15 protein-coding genes and 3 pseudogenes are annotated in these 21,282 nt (G+C 63.4%); 14 read left to right on the top strand and 4 right to left on the bottom strand.

Annotated features, from left to right (window positions below; all coding sequences use genetic code 11):
* Positions 1-122: 122 nt before the first annotated feature.
* The gene (locus SAMIE_RS22315; RefSeq protein WP_126516947.1) at positions 123-1,253 is read right to left on the bottom strand and encodes a MarR family transcriptional regulator; all 1,131 of its coding nucleotides are present in this window, start codon (positions 1,251-1,253) and stop codon (positions 123-125) included.
* A gap of 196 nt (positions 1,254-1,449) precedes the next feature.
* Between SAMIE_RS22315 and SAMIE_RS22310 the strand changes: the two genes are divergently transcribed.
* From SAMIE_RS22310 to SAMIE_RS22275, 8 genes and pseudogenes are all read left to right on the top strand, one after another.
* The gene (locus SAMIE_RS22310) at positions 1,450-2,013 is read left to right on the top strand and encodes a site-specific integrase (RefSeq protein ID WP_126516965.1); all 564 of its coding nucleotides are present in this window, start codon (positions 1,450-1,452) and stop codon (positions 2,011-2,013) included.
* Positions 2,014-2,119: 106 nt separating this feature from the next.
* Entirely contained in the window at positions 2,120-3,646 is a 1,527-nt protein-coding gene (gene istA, locus SAMIE_RS22305) for an IS21 family transposase (RefSeq protein WP_066704330.1), read from the top strand.
* Entirely contained in the window at positions 3,636-4,406 is a 771-nt protein-coding gene (gene istB / locus SAMIE_RS22300) for an IS21-like element helper ATPase IstB (RefSeq protein ID WP_066704332.1), read from the top strand. The genes istA and istB overlap by 11 nt, the downstream gene beginning before the upstream one ends.
* 110 nt (positions 4,407-4,516) lie before the next feature.
* Positions 4,517-6,037, top strand: a complete 1,521-nt coding sequence (locus SAMIE_RS22295; protein WP_025549141.1) for an aldehyde dehydrogenase family protein — start codon at positions 4,517-4,519, stop codon at positions 6,035-6,037.
* Positions 6,038-6,063: 26 nt separating this feature from the next.
* Positions 6,064-7,089, top strand: a complete 1,026-nt coding sequence (gene adhP / locus SAMIE_RS22290) for an alcohol dehydrogenase AdhP (protein ID WP_007683342.1) — start codon at positions 6,064-6,066, stop codon at positions 7,087-7,089.
* Between the two features lie 25 nt (positions 7,090-7,114).
* Positions 7,115-8,821: a copper resistance system multicopper oxidase gene (locus tag SAMIE_RS22285; protein ID WP_062343367.1), complete on the top strand. Its 1,707-nt coding sequence runs from the start codon at positions 7,115-7,117 to the stop codon at positions 8,819-8,821.
* Entirely contained in the window at positions 8,818-9,804 is a 987-nt protein-coding gene (locus SAMIE_RS22280; protein WP_009823975.1) for a copper resistance protein B, read from the top strand. Before SAMIE_RS22285 ends, SAMIE_RS22280 begins: the two co-directional genes overlap by 4 nt.
* Positions 9,798-10,508: pseudogene (locus tag SAMIE_RS22275) on the top strand (MFS transporter); the annotation flags it as partial. The gene SAMIE_RS22280 and the pseudogene SAMIE_RS22275, both read left to right, overlap by 7 nt.
* Positions 10,509-10,571: 63 nt before the next feature.
* On the opposite strand, the gene SAMIE_RS22270 reads toward SAMIE_RS22275, so the two are convergent.
* Both SAMIE_RS22270 and SAMIE_RS22265 read right to left on the bottom strand, forming a co-directional pair.
* Positions 10,572-11,438: a recombinase family protein gene (locus SAMIE_RS22270; RefSeq protein WP_046766332.1), complete on the bottom strand. Its 867-nt coding sequence runs from the start codon at positions 11,436-11,438 to the stop codon at positions 10,572-10,574.
* A 142-nt stretch (positions 11,439-11,580) separates the two neighbouring features.
* Positions 11,581-14,490, bottom strand: a complete 2,910-nt coding sequence (locus SAMIE_RS22265; RefSeq protein WP_126516964.1) for a Tn3 family transposase — start codon at positions 14,488-14,490, stop codon at positions 11,581-11,583.
* A gap of 121 nt (positions 14,491-14,611) precedes the next feature.
* On the opposite strand from SAMIE_RS22265, the pseudogene SAMIE_RS22260 reads away from it, so the two are divergent.
* The 6 genes and pseudogenes from SAMIE_RS22260 to SAMIE_RS22230 form a co-directional block, all read left to right on the top strand.
* A pseudogene (locus SAMIE_RS22260) lies at positions 14,612-15,148 on the top strand (MFS transporter); the annotation flags it as partial.
* Positions 15,149-15,227: 79 nt separating this feature from the next.
* Positions 15,228-15,665 carry a DUF411 domain-containing protein gene (locus SAMIE_RS22255; protein ID WP_007683347.1) on the top strand — a complete coding sequence of 146 codons (438 nt, stop codon included), beginning with the start codon at positions 15,228-15,230 and terminating at the stop codon, positions 15,663-15,665.
* 383 nt (positions 15,666-16,048) lie between these two features.
* Entirely contained in the window at positions 16,049-16,312 is a 264-nt protein-coding gene (locus SAMIE_RS22250) for a type II toxin-antitoxin system RelB/DinJ family antitoxin (protein WP_004212689.1), read from the top strand.
* Entirely contained in the window at positions 16,299-16,580 is a 282-nt protein-coding gene (locus tag SAMIE_RS22245; RefSeq protein WP_004212690.1) for a type II toxin-antitoxin system YafQ family toxin, read from the top strand. Before SAMIE_RS22250 ends, SAMIE_RS22245 begins: the two co-directional genes overlap by 14 nt.
* A 515-nt stretch (positions 16,581-17,095) precedes the next feature.
* Positions 17,096-17,626, top strand: a pseudogene (locus tag SAMIE_RS24185) (ATP-binding protein); the annotation flags it as partial.
* Between the two features lie 201 nt (positions 17,627-17,827).
* Entirely contained in the window at positions 17,828-18,256 is a 429-nt protein-coding gene (locus SAMIE_RS22230) for a TonB-dependent receptor domain-containing protein (protein ID WP_021245211.1), read from the top strand.
* A gap of 709 nt (positions 18,257-18,965) precedes the next feature.
* On the opposite strand, the gene SAMIE_RS22225 is transcribed toward SAMIE_RS22230, so the two are convergent.
* Positions 18,966-21,233, bottom strand: coding sequence for a nitric-oxide reductase large subunit (locus tag SAMIE_RS22225; protein ID WP_025549136.1), 2,268 nt, complete (start codon positions 21,231-21,233; stop codon positions 18,966-18,968).
* Positions 21,234-21,282: the final 49 nt, after the last annotated feature.

Here is a 21,282-nt window from a genome sequence, read left to right as displayed (position 1 = left end):
CGCGAACTTTCCTTTGATCGTTCAAAGACAGGTCATGGCCTGAAACGGCGGCGCGAGTCCCGTATCGGGCGCGTCGATTTGAAGTTTCTGCCGGGGTTTCCTATCTTGCCGTGTTGCCGGGGTCATTCGCGCGCCGTCTCCATACGGGCGAGCACGCGCTCGACATCGGCCATGGCCGCGTCGAACGCGGCGAACGTCGCGCCGGAGCTGGTTTCAACGGATCTGCTTTCACCCTCGGCCGCCAGCGTGGCACGGCGCGCGCGGGGCAGGGCGCGGATGATCGTGTGATGTTCGTACGCCGCCCGCTCGGCGAGGCCCGCTTTGACGAGGGCGGCGACGAGATCGCGCACGCCGTTTTTCGAAACGCCAAGGGCCTTCTCGATCTGGAGCGGGCGCAGCGGTCCGAAGCCCGCGAGCAGCCGGTAGAGCAGCGGCGCGCGCGAGGTCGAACGCAGGACGGTCATCGCCTCATGCACTTCGCGCACGCTCGCATGGGCTGCATCGAGCTGGTCGCTCAGCCGCTGCGCAGCTTCGCCGGCGGCCTCGGCCGTGATAATGGCGCGCTCGCGGGACCAGAGCTCGGGTCTGAGCGCCTCGGCGCGCACGGCTCCGGGCAGGGGCAGCGGCCTGGTCGCTGGCGCGCTCCGCGCGATCAGGGCGCCGGCGAGGAGATCGAGCGCCCACAGCGGCGTGGCCGTCCGCGTCTGCTCGAAGGAGACCGGCCCGGCGGGCAGGGGGAGCAGCTGGTAGCTGCGCTCGGTGGGCGCGAAATGCGGCGAGGCGGCCGCGGCCCGATGCAGGCGATCGAGCGCGGCGAGGGGCCAGTCGTCCGCGCGATCGTCGGCGGGCGGCTCGGCGAGCCGCGCCGCTTCCGCTACGGCGAACGCGGGGGCATCGCCGCGCTCGCCTTGCGGGGCGCCCTCGCCGCGATGGAAATGCGCTGCGGCGCGGATTTGGATGGCCGTGTCGGCGAGCGGCGCCCAGGCCGACAGCGAGAGCTCGGCGAGCAGCGTGTCGGCGACCAGCGAGGGCGGGGCTGCGACATGGGCGGTGGCGTCGGGCACGGGCTGGAGGCCGGAAAACCATGCGGAAAACCAGCTGTTCGCGCCGGAAAAGCCGCTACCCGTGAGCGCTTCGACGAGGAGCAGGCGGGCGAGCGCGGCGCAGAATTGATGCGCAACTTGCGCGGGCACATGCGCTAAACGGCCTTGCAGCTGGCCCCAGGTGAGCGCCGCGCGCACCCTTGCCGTCATCAGGTCTTCGATCGGCGCATCTTCGTCCGATCGGAGCGGATGGAATCGGGTCGATGGATCGCAAAAATCGGGCATGTCGCAAGGGTAACCTAAACTGCCTTAACTGCACCATCCCTAGCACGCCCTTTTTTGCACTATCGATAATAGAGTGTTATCGATAGTGACTTCGGCGAAATCGGGGTTATAGTCCCCCGGTATGCGCGCCAAATCCGTCCTGTCGATCGCTGCACAGACAGAGCGTCTGCCCATGCCCAAGCGCTCGGTTTCCGCGGAGATCGTGACGATCCTGGCACCCGGCGAGGCGCCGCTGCCCCAGCGGCGGTCGGGCGCCGCGCAAGATCGCGCGGTCCAGCTCGTCGAGTTGCTTCAGGAGCTGACAGGCGAAGGCGCCAGCCTGGTCGAACTCAACTTCCAGAAGAGCATCGAGGCGCGGGCGCCCGCCAGCATCAAGGCGCTCGCGGTCGATCTCGATTGCTACGCGCGCTTCTCGGCCGAGCGCGGCGGGATCGGCCTGCCCGCCGACGAAGCGCGGCTTGTCGCCTATATTGACTATTGCGAGGCGCGGCGGCTCAAGCCGGCGACCGTGTCCCGGCGCCTGTCCTCGCTGGCGGTGGCCCATCACCTTCTCGACGTTCCATGCCCCGTCGGTGCCGTCGTGGTCCGCGATGCGCTGCGTGGGCTGCGGCGTCGGGCCGGAGTCCGGCAGCGCCAGGCCGGCCCGTTGCGGCTCGGCGAAGGGATCGGGCGGGAAGCCTGTTGATTTCCACTGAGAGTTGACCCGGGAGGGGCATAAGTTTCCACTGAGAAGTGACCCATGTTTTGACTTCCCTCTGGCTGATTGGTCGGAGGATTCAGGAGTGATCGACATGGCGTTATTGAGTGTAATCCGGCGCTGGCATTTCCGGCAGCAGGTTCCGATCCGGGAGATCGAGCGGCGCACTGGTTTGTCGCGCAACACGATCCGCAAGTACCTGCGGGCGGACACGGTAGAGCCGCAGTTCAAGGTTCCCGAGCGGCCGAGCAAGCTGGACCCGTATGCGGAGAAGCTGTCAGGCTGGCTGCGGATCGAGGCTGGCAAGTCGCGCAAGCAGCGGCGCACGGCGAAGCAGATGCACGCCGATCTCGTGGTCCTGGGCTATAACGGCTCATACGGGCGCGTTGCGGCCTTCGTGCGGACCTGGAAGGCCGATCGTCAGCGCGAGCAGCAGACCAGTGGTCGCGGCACGTTCGTGCCGCTGGTCTTTGCGCCGGGCGAGGCGTTCCAGTTCGACTGGAGCGAGGACTGGGCCTTGCTGGGCGGCAAGCAGACCAAGCTGCAGGTGGCGCACACCAAGCTGTCACACAGCCGCGCCTTCACCGTCCGAGCTTATCTGCTCCAGACTCACGAGATGCTGTTCGACGCTCTGACCCAGGCCTTCCGGGTGCTGGGCGGCGTGCCGCAGCGCGGGATTTTCGACAACATGAAGACCGCGGTTGATCGGATCGGCACGGGCAAGGCTCGGCAGGTCAACGCGCGCTTTGCCGCGATGGCCAGTCATTACCTGTTCGAGCCCGAGTTCTGTAACCCGGCTTCCGGTTGGGAGAAGGGACAGGTCGAGAAGAACGTGCAGGATGCACGGCGCCGGCTGTGGCAACCCATGCCCAGCTTCCCCGACATCGATGCGCTCAACGTCTGGCTCGAGGAGCAGTGCATCGCGCAATGGGGTCAGATCCAGCATGGCGTCCTGCCCGGCACCATCGCCGATGTGCATGCCGAAGAGGTCGCCAGTCTGATGCCGCTGGGCCGGCCCTTCGATGGCTTCGTCGAGCACACCAAGCGGGTATCGCCGACCTGCCTGGTCTCCTTCGAGCGCAATCGCTACAGCGTGCCAGCCTCTTTCGCCAACCGGCCGGTGAGCCTGCGGGTCTACCCTGACCGGCTCGTCATCGCCGCCGAGGGCCAGGTCCTGTGCGAGCATGGCCGGATCATCGAGCGGTCCCATGACCAGCCAGGGCGGACCATCTATGACTGGCGGCATTACCTGGCGGTGATCCAGCGCAAGCCTGGCGCCCTGCGCAACGGCGCGCCCTTTGCCGAGATGCCCGAGGCCTTCCGGCAGTTGCAGGGCTTCCTGCTCAAGCGCCCCGGCGGTGACCGGGAGATGGTGGAGATCCTCGCGCTGGTCCTGCAACATGATGAGCAGGCGGTGCTCTGTTCCGTCGAACTGGCGCTGGAAGCTGGCGTGCCGACCAAGACCCATATCCTCAACATCCTCCACCGGCTGCTCGACGGCAAGCCAACCAGCATCGCCGCCATCGATACCCCACAGGCGTTGAGCCTGCGCCGGGAGCCGAAGGCCAATGTCGCGCGCTATGATACGCTGCGCGGGAAGGATCTGCGTCATGCGTCATGATCCCGCCAGCGCCGCCGTCATGGTCATGCTGCGCTCCCTCAAGATGTACGGCATGGCCCAGGCCGTCGCTGACCTCATCGAGCAGGGGGCACCCGCCTTCGATGCGGCCATCCCCATCCTCTCCCAGTTGCTCAAGGCCGAGATGGCCGAGCGCGAGGTTCGGTCCATCGCCTACCAGATCAAGGCGGCCCGGTTCCCGGCCTACAAGGACCTGGCCGGCTTCGACTTCGCTTCCAGCGAGGTCAACGAAGCCATGGTCCGCCAGTTGCATCGCGGCGAGTTTATCGATGGCGCCCATAACGTCGTCCTGATCGGTGGCCCCGGCACCGGCAAGACGCACGTCGCCACCGCACTTGGCGTCCAGGCGGTCGAGCATCACCGCAAGAAGGTCCGCTTCTTCGCCACCGTCGACCTGGTCAACGCGCTGGAACAGGAAAAGGCCATGAACAAGGCAGGCCAACTGTCCGAACGGCTCCTGCGCCTCGACCTCGTCATCCTCGACGAGCTCGGATACTTGCCGTTCAGCCCGTCAGGCGGCGCGCTGCTGTTCCACCTGCTGAGCAAGCTTTACGAGCGCACCAGCGTCGTCATCACCACCAACCTCAGCTTCAGCGAATGGGCTGGCGTGTTCGGTGATGCCAAGATGACAACGGCTCTGCTGGACCGGCTCACCCACCACTGTCACATCCTCGAGACCGGCAATGACAGCTTTCGGTTCAGGGCCAGCGCCGCGGACCCCAAATCACGAAAGGAAAAATAACCCGCTTGACCCACCACCCGCATAGCGGGACATACCTTCCAACCGGGTCACTTCTCGATGAAAATCCCGGGTCAACTCTCAGTGGAAATCAACAGAGATGGAGTCAGGTTATGTTCGAGAAGGCGATCGGGACCATTAACGCGGCGGCCTCCTTCCGACACCGCTATGATAATTTCATCGGAGGCCGCTGGAGCGCTCCTGCGAGCGGCGAGTATTTCGCCGACAAGAGCCCGATCAATGGCGCCCAGATCGCCGAGTTCGCGCTGTCGACGCCGGAAGATGTCGAGCGCGCGCTCGATGCGGCGCACGCCGCCAAGGATCAATGGGCAAGGATCGCGCCCGCCGAGCGCGCCAGGATTCTCAATCGCGTCGCCGACCGGCTCGAGGATAATCTGGAGCTGCTGGCGCTTGCCGAGACGATCGACAATGGCAAGCCGATCCGCGAGACCCGCGCTGCCGACGTGCCGCTTGCAATCGACCATTTCCGCTACTTCGCCGGCTGCATCCGGGCGGAGGAAGGCGGCATCTCGACGATCGATGCCGACACCATCGCCTATCATTTCCGCGAGCCGCTCGGCGTCGTCGGCCAGATCATCCCGTGGAACTTCCCGCTGCTGATGGCGGCGTGGAAGATCGCCCCGGCGCTGGCGGCGGGCAACTGCACCGTCATCAAGCCCGCATCCCAGACGCCGCTCACCTTGCTGATGTTCGCCGAGCTCACCGCCGACATCCTGCCGCCCGGCGTGCTCAATGTCGTCACCGGCCCGGGACGGACCGTCGGCCAGGCGATCGCCGCCAATCCGCGCATCGCCAAGGTCTCGTTCACCGGCGAGACCGTCACCGGCAAGCAGATCATGCACGCCGCGGCGGACCATCTGATCCCCCAGACGATGGAGCTTGGCGGCAAGTCGCCCAACATCTTCATGGCGGACGTGCTCGACGAGGACGATGCCTTCTTCGACAAGGCGCTCGAAGGCTTTACTTTGTTCGCCTTCAACAAGGGCGAGGTCTGTACCTGCCCGTCGCGCGCCCTGATCCATGAGTCGATCTTCGACCGCTTCATCGAGCGCGCCGTGGCGCGCGTCGCCGCGATCCGCCAGGGCGATCCGCTCGACCCGTCGGTCCAGGTCGGCGCGCAGGCGTCGGAGGACCAGCTCCACAAGATCCTGGGCTATATCGATATCGGCAAGGCCGAGGGCGCGCAGTGTCTGGTCGGTGGCGCCAGGGCGCTGCCGGGCGGTGCGCTCGACCAGGGCTATTTCGTACAGCCGACCGTGTTCGTGGGTCAGAACCACATGCGCATCTTCCAGGAGGAGATCTTCGGTCCCGTCCTGGCGGTCACCACCTTCAAGACGGTCGAGGAGGCGATCGCACTTGCCAACGACACCGCCTACGGTCTTGGCGCGGGCGTCTGGACCCGGAGCGGCAACACCGCCTACCGTCTGGGCCGCGCGATCGAGGCCGGGCGGGTCTGGACCAACTGCTATCACCAGTACCCCGCCCATGCCGCCTTCGGCGGATACAAGGCGTCGGGCTTCGGGCGTGAAAATCACCGGATGATGCTCGACCATTATCAGCAGACCAAGAACCTGCTCGTCTCCTATGACGAGCACGCGCTCGGCCTGTTCTGACCCCTCGCTCAAAAGGAGAAACGGACATGGCGAAAACCATGAAGGCGGCGGTCGTCCGCGAATTCGGCAAGCCCCTGGTCATCGAGGACGCGCCGATCCCGACGGTCGGCCCCGGGCAGATCCTGGTCAAGATTGCGGCAACCGGCGTGTGCCATACCGACCTGCACGCGGCAGAAGGGGACTGGCCGGTCAAACCCAACCCGCCCTTCATTCCTGGCCATGAAGGCGTCGGGCATGTCGCCGCCGTCGGTGCGGGCGTCACCCATGTGAAGGAAGGCGACCGGGTCGGTGTGCCCTGGCTCTACACCGCCTGCGGGCATTGCGTGCATTGCCTGGGTGGCTGGGAGACGCTTTGCCACGAACAGCAGAACACCGGCTATTCGGTCAATGGCAGCTTTGCCGAATATGTCCTCGCCGATCCCAACTATGTTGGTCACCTTCCCGACAATGTCGACTTCCTCGACATTGCGCCGATCCTCTGCGCGGGCGTCACCGTCTACAAGGGATTGAAGGCCACCGAGGCCCGACCCGGCGAGTGGGTGGTCGTCTCAGGGATCGGCGGGCTCGGCCACATGGCGGTGCAATATGCCCGTGCCATGGGTCTCAATGTGGCCGCGGTCGACATCGACGATAGCAAGCTCGACCTCGCTACACGCCTTGGCGCCACACTGACGGTCAACGCGCACAGCGAGGACCCTTCGGCAGCGCTCAAGAAGGCGATAGGCGGCGCGCACGGAGCGCTCGTCACCGCCGTTTCGCCCAAGGCGTTCCAGCAGGCGCTCGGCATGGTCCGGCGCGGCGGCACGGTCGCGCTCAATGGTCTGCCGCCGGGCGACTTCCCGCTGTCGATCTTCGACACCGTGCTGAACGGCATTACCGTGCGAGGCTCGATCGTCGGCACGCGGCTCGATCTGCTCGAGGCACTGGCGTTCGCCGGCGACGGCAAGGTCAAGGCCACGGTCCATGCAGACAAGCTGGAGAACATCAACGACGTCTTCTCCCGCATGCACCATGGCGACATCGAGGGCCGGATCGTCCTCGACCTCGCCTGAACCCGACTTCGCGAAAGTACAGTTCATGTCTCCCTTACATATCCGGCCGATCGCACGGCGCCGTTTCGTCCAGGGGCTGGCGATCGGCGGCGCGGTTGCCGGCTTCGCCCCGGCGCTTCTCGCGCGATCCGCCCCAGTCTCGCCCGCCGAGCTTAGCGGGACCGAGTTCGACCTCGAGATCGCCGAGCTGCCAGTCAACTTCACCGGCAAACGCCGTATCGCGACCGCCGTGAACGGCAGCGTGCCCGCGCCGGTCCTGCGCCTGCGCGAAGGCGACACGGTCACGCTCCGTGTGCGCAACGGCCTCAAGGAGATGTCGAGCATCCATTGGCACGGCATCATCGTGCCGGCGGAGATGGACGGCGTGCCCGGCATCAGCTTTGCCGGCATCGCGCCGGGCGAGACCTTCACCTATCGCTTCGAGGTCCGCCAGAGCGGAACCTACTGGTATCACGCTCACACGCTCGCCGAGCAGACGGGACTCTATGGAGCGATCATCGTGGAGCCGAAACAGGCGCCGGCGGCGCGGGCGCCCGATCGCGACTATTGCATCGTGCTCAGCGACTGGTCGGACGAGCCGCCGCTGCAGATCTTCCTCAATCTCAAGAAGCAGAGCAGCTACTATAATTTTGCGCAGCCGACCGCCGGCGATTTCCTCAAGGATGTCGGCACCATGGGCTTGGGCAAGGCGCTCGAGCGGCGGCGGATGTGGAACAGCTCGCGGATGAACCCGACCGACTACAGCGATGTCTCTGCCGCGACCTACACCTATCTGATGAACGGCGCGCCGCCCGCCGGCAACTGGACCGGTATCGCCGCGCCCGGCGAGCGCGTGCGCCTGCGCTTCGTCGGCGCGGGGACGGCGACGTTCTTCGACGTGCGGATCCCCGGGGTCGAGCTGACGGTCGTATCGACCGACGGGCAGCCGGTCGAGCCGGTCACGGTCGAGGAATTCCGGATCGGCCCGGGCGAGACCTACGACGTCGAGTTCACCATGCCCGAGGGCGGCGCCCGCACCATCTTCGCGCAGGCGATCGATCGGAGCGGCTATGCGCGTGGCACGATCGCACCGGCCCCGGGCATGGCGGCAGCCGTGCCGCCGCTCGATGCCCGGACCTGGCTCGAGCCGGTCGACATGATGGGCGCGATGGCGACGATGGGCGCAATGGGAGGCGACGCGCATGCCGGGCACGGCATGACCGAGATGCCGGCCAGGGCACGGCACGCCCGCACCGAATATGGCGCCAATACCGACATGCGCGTCGACTATCCGCGCACCAATCTCGACGATCCCGGCGCCGGGCTGCGCGGGCGCGGCTGGCGCGTGCTGACGCTGGCCGATCTGCGCACGCCGGGCGGCGATCCCGACCCGCGCGAGCCCGAGCGCGACATCGAGCTGCATCTGACGGGCAATATGGAACGGTTCATCTGGTCGCTCGACGGCATCAAGCTCAACGATTCCCGGCCGCTGCATTTCAAGCCGAACGAGCGGCTGCGCGTCACCTTCGTCAACGACACGATGATGGCGCATCCGATGCATCTGCACGGCATGTGGAGCGATGTCGAAGGCCCGGACGGCGCCTTCCAGGTCCGCAAGCATACGGTCGTGGTCCAGCCCGCCCAGCGGGTGAGCTTCCGCGTCACCGCCGACGCCATGGGCCGATGGGCCTTCCACTGCCATCTGCTCTATCACATGGCGGCCGGCATGTTCCGGGAGGTGGTGGTCGCATGATCCGGATTATCCCCTCGCGCGGCATTGCTCTTGGCGTTGCCCTCTTCCTGGCGCCGGCGATCACGGCTCCCGCCCTCGCGCAGGATGCCTTGCCCCCGTCGCCCGCCGCCACCCCTGCCCAAACGGCCACTCCCGATCCAAACTCACCTTCCGCGCAAGGCTCTCAGGAGCATGCGGGCATGGACATGCCGGGCATGGATATGACCGACACGAAGGCGTCCGGTAACGGCGCCACGATGGACATGGGCTCGATGCAGGGTGGCAAGGCCCCGCCGGACGCGCGCAACTCGGACGATTATGCCGACGGCTATCGCAACTCGACGCTGCCGGGCTATGAGATGGCCGACAAGCTCTCGATCCCCAAGATACTTGTGGATGAGCTCGAGTTCACCAGCGGCAACGAGGGTCAGGGCGTGGGCTGGACCGTGCTCGTCACCAAGGGTCAGGACAATGACAAGCTCTGGCTGCGCAGCCAGGGGCTCAAGAACTCCCGCGACCAACGTCTCGATCCGGAGAGCAGCGTCGAGGCGCTGTGGTGGCACAGCAAGAACCCGTTCTGGGGCACGCTGCTCGGGGTCAGGCAGGATCTCGGCAAGGGTGCGACCACCTGGCTCGCCGCCGGCGTCGAGGGACTGGCGCCCTATTGGTTCGACGTCCAGCTCACCGGCTATGTAGGAACCGATGGGCGTCTCGCGGCGCGCGCCAAGGCCTCCTATGAGGTCCTGTTCACCAATCGGTTGATCCTTACGCCGCAGGTGGAAACCAATATCTATTCGAAGCGGTCGAGCGATCGGCAGCTCGGCAGCGGCTTCAGCAATGTCGAGCTGAGCGGACGGTTGCGCTACGAGGTGTCGCGCAAGTTCGCGCCCTATATCGGCTTCGTCTGGGAGCGCGCATTTGACGGCACGGCCGATTTCCGTCGCCTGCGCAGGGAAGGGCCTTCCGAACACAGGCTGGTGATCGGCTTGCGCGCCTGGTGGTGATCCGCGGATGGCCACTCGAGGGATCGACCGCGAACGCGCCGCGTGACAAGGCTGGATCGCAAGCCAACGGTCGCTGGCCGGCCTCCTTTTTCGTCTTGTTGCTCGCGGCGGCTGCGGCGTCGGCGGGACAGACGGCCATTCTCGCCTTCCTTCCGGCACTGGTCGACCCGGCTCGTGGCGCGCTATCGTCAAGCGCTCATGATTTTCACGTCGCGAGCCTGACCGCGGTCCATCCCCTGGCAGCCTTGCTGGCGGCGCCGCTCTGGGGCTGGATCGCGGACCGGGTCGACTATCGGGCGATGTTGCGCGCAGCGCTGGTCATCCTCGCGCTGGTGACCGCGCCGATCGGCCTCGTCGGGTTGCCTGAGCTTTATGCATTGCGTCTGGTGGCGGGGATGGCGTCGGCCGCCATCATACCGTTGGGCTTGCTCTGCGCGAGCTTTGCCGCAAGCGGGCGCGCGGACCAGGCGCGCCGCTTCACCTGGCTGACCGCCTTCGTGTTTCTGGGCGATCTCGCCGGTCCGCTGGTGGCGGAGGTCTCGGCCGCGATCCTGCCCCGCGCTCCCCTCATGATCCTCGCTCTCGGCATCGGTGCCGTCGGGGCGGCGCTTTGCGCCGTGCGTCTGCCGCGCTGGTGTGCACCTTGCATCGATGGCGGAGACCTGCCCGCGCCGACGCTCGGCGCGACGCTGATCCTGCTTTTCGGCCCAGTCGGCCCGAAGCTGCGATTTTGGCCATGTTGAAGAACGAAGATTGAACATGGCGAGCTACCAGGCTCGCTCTTGTCCTCCAATCTCGTAAACATCGGTCTCGATCGAGCACCTGTAGCTCTCTGCGATGTTGAACATCTCTGTCTGGAGAGATGCGATCTCGTCATCGAGGCTGACGCCATCGGCATCCTGATCATAGGCGACGGTCAGCGTGTAATCGCAGTTCCCGGTCTTTTGCATCTGGTAATCCCGCTCCAGCATCGCCTCGATGCGCTCGCGAGCGGGCTTTCTGCCACGACCATGCTTGTTGAAGTTCTCGATGGTCAGATGCAGGGCGATGGTGACAGAAGGCGGCTTTTCCGGCAGCCCGATCCTTGAAGGAATGACGTCAAGCGCCCGATAGACGGTCATCCTTGAGATCTTGAGGTCGCGCGCGACGCTGGCCTTGCTCGCGCCGGCGGTGATCCGGCGTCGGATTTCATCGTCATCGATGTTTTTCTTCCGGCCTTTGTAGACGCCTTCGGCGCGCGCCGCCTCGATCCCGGCGCGCTGCCGGTCCTTGATGAACGTCAGTTCCATGTCCGCGACCATGCCCAGAATGGTGATCACCATCCGCCCCATGCTTCCGGCCGTCGTCACCTCCGGCTCAAGCACCCGCAATGAGGCTCCCTTCTGGTCGAGTTCATGAACCAGATTGAGAACATCGCGTGTGGAGCGACCGAGCCGATCGAGACGCAGGACGACGAGTTCGTCATCGGCGCGCAGGAACTGCATGATCGTCTCAAGCTCCGTGCGTCCAGTGCGCGATGCGCCCGAGCCTGTTTCGGAGCGGACGATTTCACAGCCCGCCGCCTTCAACCGGGCAACCTGGATATCGAGATCCTGGTCGATGGTGCTGACGCGGGCGTAGCCGACGCGGGTCATGGGCAAATCCGTCACATTAGGGTGGCTTTGCCCTCGTACAGTAACATTGGTGACGGAACCACCCTTTTGTGACATGTCGCATATGTCACTTCCGATCGTCACGTTCGGGTGCACCCCAATGGTGCTAGCGGAAAGGCCCCGGTCAGGCAGCAAGCCGCCCAAAATCGATCCGGCTATTTAGATCGAGGTCGAAGCGGCCATAAGGATTGACGTGGCTGTAAATCAGCGGTGTGAGGCCGCGATAATCATCCGGCGTCATCCGGCCCGTCCATTTCGGTTCCACCAGCACGCTCTGAAGCATTCGGGTGTTCACATAGACAAGCGACGCTTGCAGCAAATGTAGCGCCAGGACCGAGAGCTGCTGCTCATCGATGCGGTTGGTGGCGATCTCGCCGCCCTTGCCGAAGAAAACGAACCCGTTGGCACTGTTCCAGTTTTCAACGACATTCAGGCCTTCATGAATTTCGCGGCGGAAGGACTCCTCGCGCAGATACCGGCACAGGAAGATCGTCTTGACCGCGCGGCCCAACTCACTCAACGCCTTGTAGGTCGGGTGCATCACCTCGGAGCGGCTAAACCGGCGCAGGATCGCCTCCGGGTCGGCGGTTTTTGTCTGCATCGCGGCTGCATATTTGACCATCTCGTCATATTGCTGCTCGATCTCATCCCAGTTGATCGGACTGGAGAGGATCGGCTGCAAGTGGGGAAGCCGCGTTCGCATGCCGACATCGGGAAGAGCCAGCTTCTGGCGAGCGATCGCTTTCAGGCGGGGTGCAAGCTCAAATCCGAGAAGCCGGCAAAATGCAAAGCCAACCGCGCTTTGGCCATGACTATCAACATATTGTCGCTGGATTTCCATGTCGGTGCAATGGCGCAGCACGCCCTCGATCATGGAGGCGACCTCGGAGGAAGAGCAGCGCTTGAGCTGGGAATAGACGCACGTCGCGCGTCGTTCGACATGCCAGTAGATCATGACGCCCCGTCCACCATAACGCGCATGCCATTCCGTCATCAGGTTGCGATCCCAGGCTCCGAACTTTGTGGAATCTGACGCACAGGCCGTGCCGGCGTCCCCCCAGACTGCGGCATTGCGGATTGCCAGGGTGGCATTCGCAACCCTGGCACACGCCTCCTTGAGCGCCGCGGTATGAACGAAGCGGCGATGGACATGCAGCAGCTCTTCATAGCTGACATCGGGGGTGGCGCCGGCGATCCGCTTGAGCCCGGCATTCGTTCCCAGGCCGTAGAGGCATAGCAGGAGACGTTGATCCAGCGCGGTTTTCGGCAGTGCAACACGCGAGGCCGATGTTTCGAACGCTTCGAGAAGTCCCGTATCAAGGGCAGCCTCCTTCAGTACGTCGAGCAGCCCGGTCATCGGCCAGCGTTGGCCGATCTCGGTCTTGATCGAGGCGAGACCCCTGGGTTCGGGCAAGGGTTTGAACGGGGTGAGAGATATACGGTTCTCGCCGCGCCACAGCAGCCGAACCTTGTCGTTCCGGGGAATATTGGCATTGAGGAGCAACAGTTCCTGAGCAAGCTCTCCCCGGATGGCGCTTGAAAATGCACGCGCATCCGCCGTCAGGTTCAATCCTGTGTAATATGCTTCTCGCCGCGCATCGAAGTCCTTGGGAAGATCGTCATCGGGATTGCGGTATCGGTCCGCCCCGACAACCCAGATTTCCTTAGAACGGATGCGATCGCGCAGTTGCGCGAGGACACAAAGCTCATAACTGATCCGGTTTACGCGCCCCTCTTCATCAATGACGGAACTGCGCCATCTCGCCGGAATGACCTCGTCGACCGGCACTGCGTGCGGCGGCACGTAGCGGCATCCATCATCCACTTTGCTTCTGATCCAGTCCAGGGCCGCCAGCACCGGACGCCACACGGCATTGTTCGACCGGAACTCCAGTGCCGAAAGCAGGCTTGGCAGCATACGGCGATAATGATTGGCCCATGACCCCCGCATCACCTTGTAGATCCGCCGATCCAAGGCGCCCTTTGCCTGGCTTTCCTTGACGATCGCCGCCAGCTTGTCCTTGCCGGCGATTGGGAAAATGACATCGCAGATGCGCCCGGATGGATCGTCGATCGAAGCGCTGGCAATCTCGACCAGGAGTCGCTCCTTGCCATAGACCCGCTCGATGTCTTTCGCGATATCGCCCACCACCTTGCGTTTCGAGCGCGATCCGATCTTATGGACCGTCTCGATCAGCAGGTCGACCATCGCATCCGTAAGCTGAGCTTCCCGCGCCATCAGATAAACGGCATAGAGCCCGAGCTGGCGCGCCGGTACATGCCGGCGCATCTCCGAGGCTTTCTCGCCGGCAACCCGGCGAACGATCTGATCGACCCATGCCTTGCCCGTGACCGATAGGAAATCTCGGGGAAGAGCAAGCCGCTGGATAAAGGCGAGTTTGGCGGTCACGCCAAGAATGTTTTCGAGCGTCGCCTGACCTGCATCGCCCTTCATCGTGTTGAAGCCGGTCGGGCCCTCGGGATCGGCGAGCGAGGCTTCCAGCAAGGCGATCGCATCCGGCGCAAGCCGGTCGCCGACTCGGGCCAACAGGGCCTCCAGATAGAAGTGTCGTTGCGAGCGGACGAGGCGTTCCAGCTCCTTGCGCGACGGCCCATAGATACGGCGGTCGCGGCACCACAGGAAAACATGCTCGAGCATGGCATTGATCGACTGCCCGCCCGCACAAAGATCGTCGGAAATCCACCCCGACAACGCCCTGCGATCCGTCTGCGTCATACGGCGGAACCCGAGATGCCGCAAAATCTCCGCGCAATGCCGGCGGGCGGTGCGACCGGAAAAATCATAGTGGTTCACGGATTTGGCATCGAGACCAAGTTGCTCCGCCAGATACAAGACACCGTCGGAGGGTATCGACGCATGATCCGGCACAAAGAAGCCATGCCCGGCGAAAAATCTAAGCTGAACCGCCAATCCCAGTCGTGCCGTCTCCGCTTTGCCGGTCACGAACGCGATGTCCGAAAAACTCAGGCTCCAGGAGCCGATCAGATCCCCACTCGAAACGCCAAGGCTCATAACGCCGCTCCCTTATCGGAGCGGAACGTCGTTCCTCGCATGGGCGACCGTCAACAACAACCAGCCCGTTTCCGACCTGTTCTCCAAGATGACCAAAATCGCAGCTTCGGGCCGACTGGGCCTTTTCGTCACGATCGTCGCGGGCGGCGGGCTGGCGGCGATGCATGTCAATCTCCTGGTGACGCGGAGCGTCATTTCGCTGAGCCGCGAAGAGATCGCCTGGATGCTCAGTCTCTGCGGATTGGGCATGCTGGCAGCACAGATCTTCCATGCGAGGCTCGATTGGCTGGTGACCATGCCGAGGCGGCTTGCGGGGCTGACGCTCGGCCTGCTGGCTGCGGCGCTTTTCCTGTTCCCTGTCGCCGCGAGCATGGCCGAACTCAGTGGGATCATCGTTGCTGCCGGCTGGAGCTCGGCAACCCTTCGATTGGTCACCAGCTTCTGGATCAGCGGCGGCGGGGCCCCTTCAGGCGTGAAGCTCGGTTTCCAGCATTCCGCCGCCAGCATCGGGCAGGCGCTCGCGCCGCTGGCGATAGCCATCGTCGCTCCCGGGGCGCAGCCGCTCGTTCTGTGGGGGATTGGTGGTCTATCGCTAGCGCTGCTTGTGTCCCTGCCGCTAGCCTGGAGGCCGCCCGCCATCGTAAAATCATCTGCGTGATGAGGGGAGGGGCGCATTGATGCGTATAGAAAAGAAGGGGCCTCTGCCCCATGCTTATCGTTCTTCCGGGAGTCATTTCATGAAGACCCGCCTATTCGTCGCCTTGCTGTTCCTCGCCATGCCCGGCGTAGCGCTTGCGGCCAGTGATATCGTCGTCCACCGGGATCCGGGATGTGGATGTTGCGAGAAGTGGGCGCAGGCCGTGCGCGCGAAGCTGGGACGCAAGGTCGTCATGCGTGACGATGCGTCGCGCAGCGAGCTTCAGCGCAAGGCCGGCATGCCCCGGACGCTGGCATCTTGCCACAGCGCGATCGTCGATGGCTATATGATCGAGGGCCATGTCCCGATATCCGACGTCAAGCGCTTGCTGGCGACCCGTCCTGCGGGCGTCAAAGGCATTGCGGTTGCGGGGATGCCGATCGGTTCGGAGGGCATGGAAGTGGCAGGCGCTGCCCGCCAACCCTATACGGTGGTGGCCTTCGGCAGCGCCGGTCAGCGAATTTTCGCCCGCCATTGATATCGCGCGGTTTGCAGCATCCTGCAGAATTGCCCGGTGGTAGAGGACCCCGCTGTCGAGTGTAGAACCTTGTGTCAAGCGAGCTGATGGCGTCCCTACCCCTACCTACACTGAAAAAGCAACGATTTGTCTTGTAAGTTGTTCGCGGTCGTCTCCCTGATTTGCCTGAATTTGGCCCAAAATGTGGAACGATTGTGGGACCGTTTGCCCACCGAAAGTGTGAGAACGGCCCCAACATTCCCGATCAGGGCCCCGAACCGATGGCACTCACAGCATTGAAGGTGAAAAACGCGAAGCCCGGTCGCCATGTCGATAGCCGGGGCTTTGCCTGATTGCACTTTGCGTTCGCTTGCATTACATCGTCATGCAGAAAGGAAATCGACATGGCCGCAAACGCTCTTGTGCAGACCCGGATCGACGGAGCGGTGAAGGAGGAAGCCGCGACCGTGCTGGCTGCTATGGGGCTGACCGTCTCCGATGCCGTGCGCCTGATGCTGACCCGCGTTGCCCGCGACAAGGCCTTGCCGTTTGAACCGCTGGTGCCCAATGCCGAGACGATCGAGGCCATGAAGGAAGCGCGCGAGGGAAAGGGCAAGCGGTTCGCCACGGTGGTCGACCTGATGGCCGACCTCAATGCGGACGATTGAACGCTTCGGGCGGTTCAAGCGCGACTACAAGCGGGAGAAGAAGGGGCAGCACGCCAAGACGCTGGACGCTGACCTGATCCCGATCATCGAGGCGCTGGCATCCGACGAGCCGCTTGAACCGCGCCACCGCGACCATGCGCTGACCGGCGACTGGCGCGACCATCGCGATTGCCACATAAAGCCCGACCTCGTGCTGATTTACCGCAAGCCCGATGACGACACCTTGCAGCTTGTGCGCTTGGGATCGCACGCGGAATTGGGTTGGTGACGCCCGCGCATGGCGAGCTTATACGTTTGTCGGGTATGTCAGCCAGAGGCACGATTACGGGTTAGGTGTGATCAGCGAGCATCCGATGCCAACAAGCTTTTGCAGAAGACATCAATCGCAGAGATGCATTCGGCAGGCGCTGCTTGAAACAAAAATGAGGGCCATAAATCACTTTCACCCTCAAATTCTGACAAATTTGCCGTTAGTTCACGACTGGTGAGCGAGAAATGAGCCGATCGCGTTGGGCTTGAAGAGCCGACCGCTCGCTCCACCGTCGTGACCCCTACGTTGATGACCGGCGGATGCTGGCCCGGTAGACGATGCTGCCGAGAGCGACGACGACGCCCATGATGGCAAAAGATTCCATGCTCGAATGGCTCAAAAGCCAGATCGTGAGAAGGAAGGCGGAGTGCCGGCGCTGGGCCGAGCACCACACCCATCCCGAGCGCGGCGATATCACCGTGGCCTAGGCGCTGGAGATGGAGCGGCCTGTCCTGCAGCCGATCCTGGCGCCCTTCGATGGCTTCCATGAGAGCGAGCATGCCGTCACCGGCACCTGCCTCATCAGCTTCGACCGCAACCGCTACTCGGTCATGTCCAGGGCGGCGCGGCGCACGGTGCAGGTGCGCGCCTATGCGGGCCGGATCGTCATCCGCTGCGGCGAAGAGATCGTCGGGGAACATGAGCGTCACTTCGGGCGGAACCGCACCATTTACGATCCCTGGCTGGTGACACGCCTCGAAGAGGAGGCCCGGATCGGCAAGGGCGGGACCCTGGCGGGACAGCTCTCACGGCTCGACCTGGTGGTGCTCGATGAGTTGGGATATCTGCCGTTCGCGCGCTCTGGTGGCCAGCTCCTGTTCCACCTGATCAGCAAGCTCTACGAACGCACCAGCGTCGTTATCACGACCAACCTCGCCTTCGGCGAATGGCCTACCGTGTTCGGGGATCCCAAAATGACCACGGCTCTGCTCGACCGCGTCACTCATCACTGCGATATCGTCGAGACCGGCAACGACAGCTGGCGCTTCAAAAACCGCAGTTAGCCGCCACTCTCACCCCAGCTTCAAAACGAACTTGCGCTGTGTACGCCTCCGGCCGGGCTACGCCCGACCTCCGCCGCACACAGCGCAGGGCATCAACCCTCCGCTCAATCTCGAAAAGGGGGTCCCCCTTCAACGCCTATACGGGGTCCCGTTTGCGCGCCGTTTGACAAAGTGAATGGCAGACTGCCGATCACCCCGGCATTGCTGCTGACCGCGAATTATACCTACACCGATTCCGTCCGGAAGGGTGGCGGCGAGCCCGCTTTCGACGGCAGTTCGCTTGACGGAACGCCGCTCGACAAGACGCCCAGGCACATGGCCAACGTTCGCCTGGACTGGCAAGCGACCGAGCAGATCGCGGCCTATGTGCTCGGCTACTACTCGGGCAAGCAGACTTTCAGCGGGTTCCGCAACGGCGCGCTCAACACCCGCACCCGTGAAGGGAGCACGACCTTCGATGTCGGCATCAATTTCACGATCAATGAGAATTTCGCGCTGAGGGCGGCGGTGCTCAACGTCACCGACAAGATCGTGCCGGTCGATGACCGCGGCCGGTTTGATGGTCTCGACGGCAACTGGATGCTCGATGAAGGGCGCCGCTTTTGGGGCACGGCAACGATCAGCTTCTGATCGATCAGGCCGGCCTTCTGCCTTCGCGTTCGAATATTCGCTGAATGCAGAGAGTCGGCCCCTTTTCATCCATGGATCCCGATTCAAGAAACGTTTCTAAAGTCAGAATTCAGTGATCAGTGGATTCGATCTCCGTAAGGAGCGGGGTGGGAGCACATAACCCTGACCGGCGAAGAATATCGCTGGCCAAAATTCTTAGCGTAGGATTTGGTCCCCTCCTGGAAACGCACCATGATCGCCATGTGCGGCATCGAGCGCGTCAGTCGCATTTGCGCCCGATGCCAACTGTCATGGATCCGTCCAAGCTGGTGACGGGGCGCGAAACGGCGCGGCAGTTTTTGCCCTTGCGGGGACGCCGGAGGGCTTTGCGCTCAGAGGCTGTCATGCACACCTGTTCATACAGCCATTATCGGCAAAAGCTTGCCCATCGACGCGCACGCGGCGCCGGTAACGGGATTGGTACCGAGACTTTTCCTCCGGCGATAGCGACTGGAATGAACAGTCCCGTGAGCCGGGCGGCATCTGAGCAATCGCGGGCGAGGATAGAGCAGCCATCGACCCGGCTGCCAGACCTGCGAACAGAAGTTTGGTGCGCATGGACAAAAGGTTCACCGAAACTCGCATCCAAGTGTGGCGTTTGTCGACAGAACGTGGCTAGCCCACGAGCAAGGGTTGGCTGGGACTGCGCGGCATCGGACTCCTCGATCGATCACTGTGCAATTTGCGCCTCGCTGTCGTCAGACCGGGGTCTGAGCCAAAGACTGGCGACAAACCAGGCGAGCGCTACCGCCCCGGCAGAAAAGACGATATCTCCAGGAACCCTCAGCCACACCAGCAGATCGACCACCGGTTGCTGCATGAACTCGGCCGAGCGAGCGTACCAGTAGCCCTTGTCAATCGCGGCGGTCAGCTGAAGCGTACCAAGTGGCAGCAAGGTCAGGAGCGCCATCAACGCAAGGCCGATGTTGAAGCACCAAAAGCTCGTCTTCAGCACGCCTTCGTTCCAGATCAGGTTCGGCAACATGCCACGCAGGCAGAACAGGACGAGCCCGACGCCCAACATGCCGTATACGCCGAACAATGCGGTGTGTCCGTGCAGCGGCGTCAGATTGAGACCCTGCATGTAATAGAGCGACAGCGGCGGATTGATGAGGAAGCCGAACAGGCCTGCTCCGACGAGATTCCAGAAGGATACCGCCAGGAAGAACATGACGGGCCATTTATAACGCTGCATCCAGGGTGTCGCGCTGCTCAGCTTCCAGTGTTCATAAGCTTCGAAGCCAATATAGGCGAGCGGCACGACCTCGAGCGCTGAGAAGCTCGCGCCAAGCGCCAGCACCGCGATCGAGGTTCCCGCGAAGTAGAGATGGTGCAACGTTCCCAGCACTCCGCCTGCCATGAAGATGATCGTGGCAAACAAGACGGCGACCGTGGCGGTGGGTGTCGGAATGAGGCCGAGGCGCGTGAAGAGGAAGGCGATGACCGCGGTGGCGAACACCTCGAAAAAGCCTTCGACCCACAGATGGACCACCCACCAACGCCAATATTCAATCATGGAGAGCGCTGTATGCTCATTCCAGAACAGCCCGGCACCGTAGAAGAGTCCGATGGCTACGGCGGATAGGAAAAACAGCATCGTGATGTGGCGGGATTCGGACTTCTCTTTGAGCGCAGGCCAGAGCGCCCGGCCGACGAGCACAAGCCAGAGCATCAGGCCGATGAAGAGAAACCACTGCCAGAAGCGCCCCATATCGACATATTCCCAGCCCTGGTGTCCGAACCAGAAGTTCCTCTCCAGTCCCAGTTTCTGCATCACCGCGAGCCATTGCCCGGCAAAGGAGCCCACGACGATAATCAGGAGGCAGGCCCAGAGGATGTTGGCACCCAGAGCCTGGAACCTCGGTTCATGGCCCGAGATCGCAGGAGCTATGTAGAGGCCCGTTCCCAGCCAGGCTGTCGCGATCCACAGCACGGCAAGCTGCGTGTGCCAGGTGCGGGTGATCGAATAAGGCAGGATCTCGGCCGCTTCATAGCCATAAACCAGCTGCCCCTCGACCTGATAGTGGGCCGTCATTGCACCCAGCATGATCTGCGCGAGAAACAGTGCGAGAACGACCCAGAAATATTTGGCTGTCGCCCGCATCGAAGGCGTCACCGCGATCTCGCGCAGCGGATCTTTCGCGGGGAGGTCGTGCTCCTTCTCCCTTCGTCCGTGCGTCACCGCATGGTGCCAACCCAACAGCGCGATGCCGGCAAGCAGGAAGGTGACGCTGAAGGCCGACCAGATGAATGTACTTGATGGTGGGCGATTCCCGACCAGCGGCTCGCTCGGCCAGTTGTTCGTATACGTTGTCGTCCGCCCTTGTCGTTCCGTTGTGGCCGCCCAGGCCGTCCACCAGAAGAAGGAGGTCATGGCGGCTCGGTGCCCTGCGTCGGGGACCGTATCGTTCTTCATGGCATAGTTTTCGCGCAGCTCGGCCGTGGCGGGGTCGTTGCCGAACAGATTGACGTAGTGCTTTGCCACCCGCTCGATTGCCACCGCGCGATCGTTGCTGATCGTGATGGTATCCGTGCTCGCTTCAAACGTGTTTCGGCGCATTTCCGTTTGCAGCCGCCGCTGGAGGAGCGCCTTGTGTTCCTCGTTTAAACTCTCAAAGGCGCCGCCCAGATCCCGCTGTGCCCAGAGATCGAGAAGTGCCAGTGATTCCCGGTGCAACCAGTCGGCTGACCAATCGGGCGCTACGTAGCCGCCGTGTCCCCAGATCGAGCCCAGTTGCATGCCGCCCATAGATTGCCAGACCTGGCGGCCACGCTGCATCTCGGCACGGGTGAAGACGGTTTCGCCGTTTGCGGTCACGACCTTGGCGGGAAGCGGCGGCGCCTGAATGCTGATGTCGCGGCCAACCAGAAGCAGGACGGCAAAAGAGACTGCCAGCAATGATAGAAGCCAAATCCAGAGCTGACGTGTTCGATCCATGGTTCTCCCCTATGGGCTACGAGGCGGTACAGCAAAGCGACTAGCGCGC

Origin of the sequence: Sphingobium amiense (assembly GCF_003967075.1) — a bacterium.
Classification (GTDB): Bacteria; Pseudomonadota; Alphaproteobacteria; order Sphingomonadales; family Sphingomonadaceae; genus Sphingobium; species Sphingobium amiense.
This window is presented reverse-complemented; position numbering and strand designations above follow the sequence as displayed.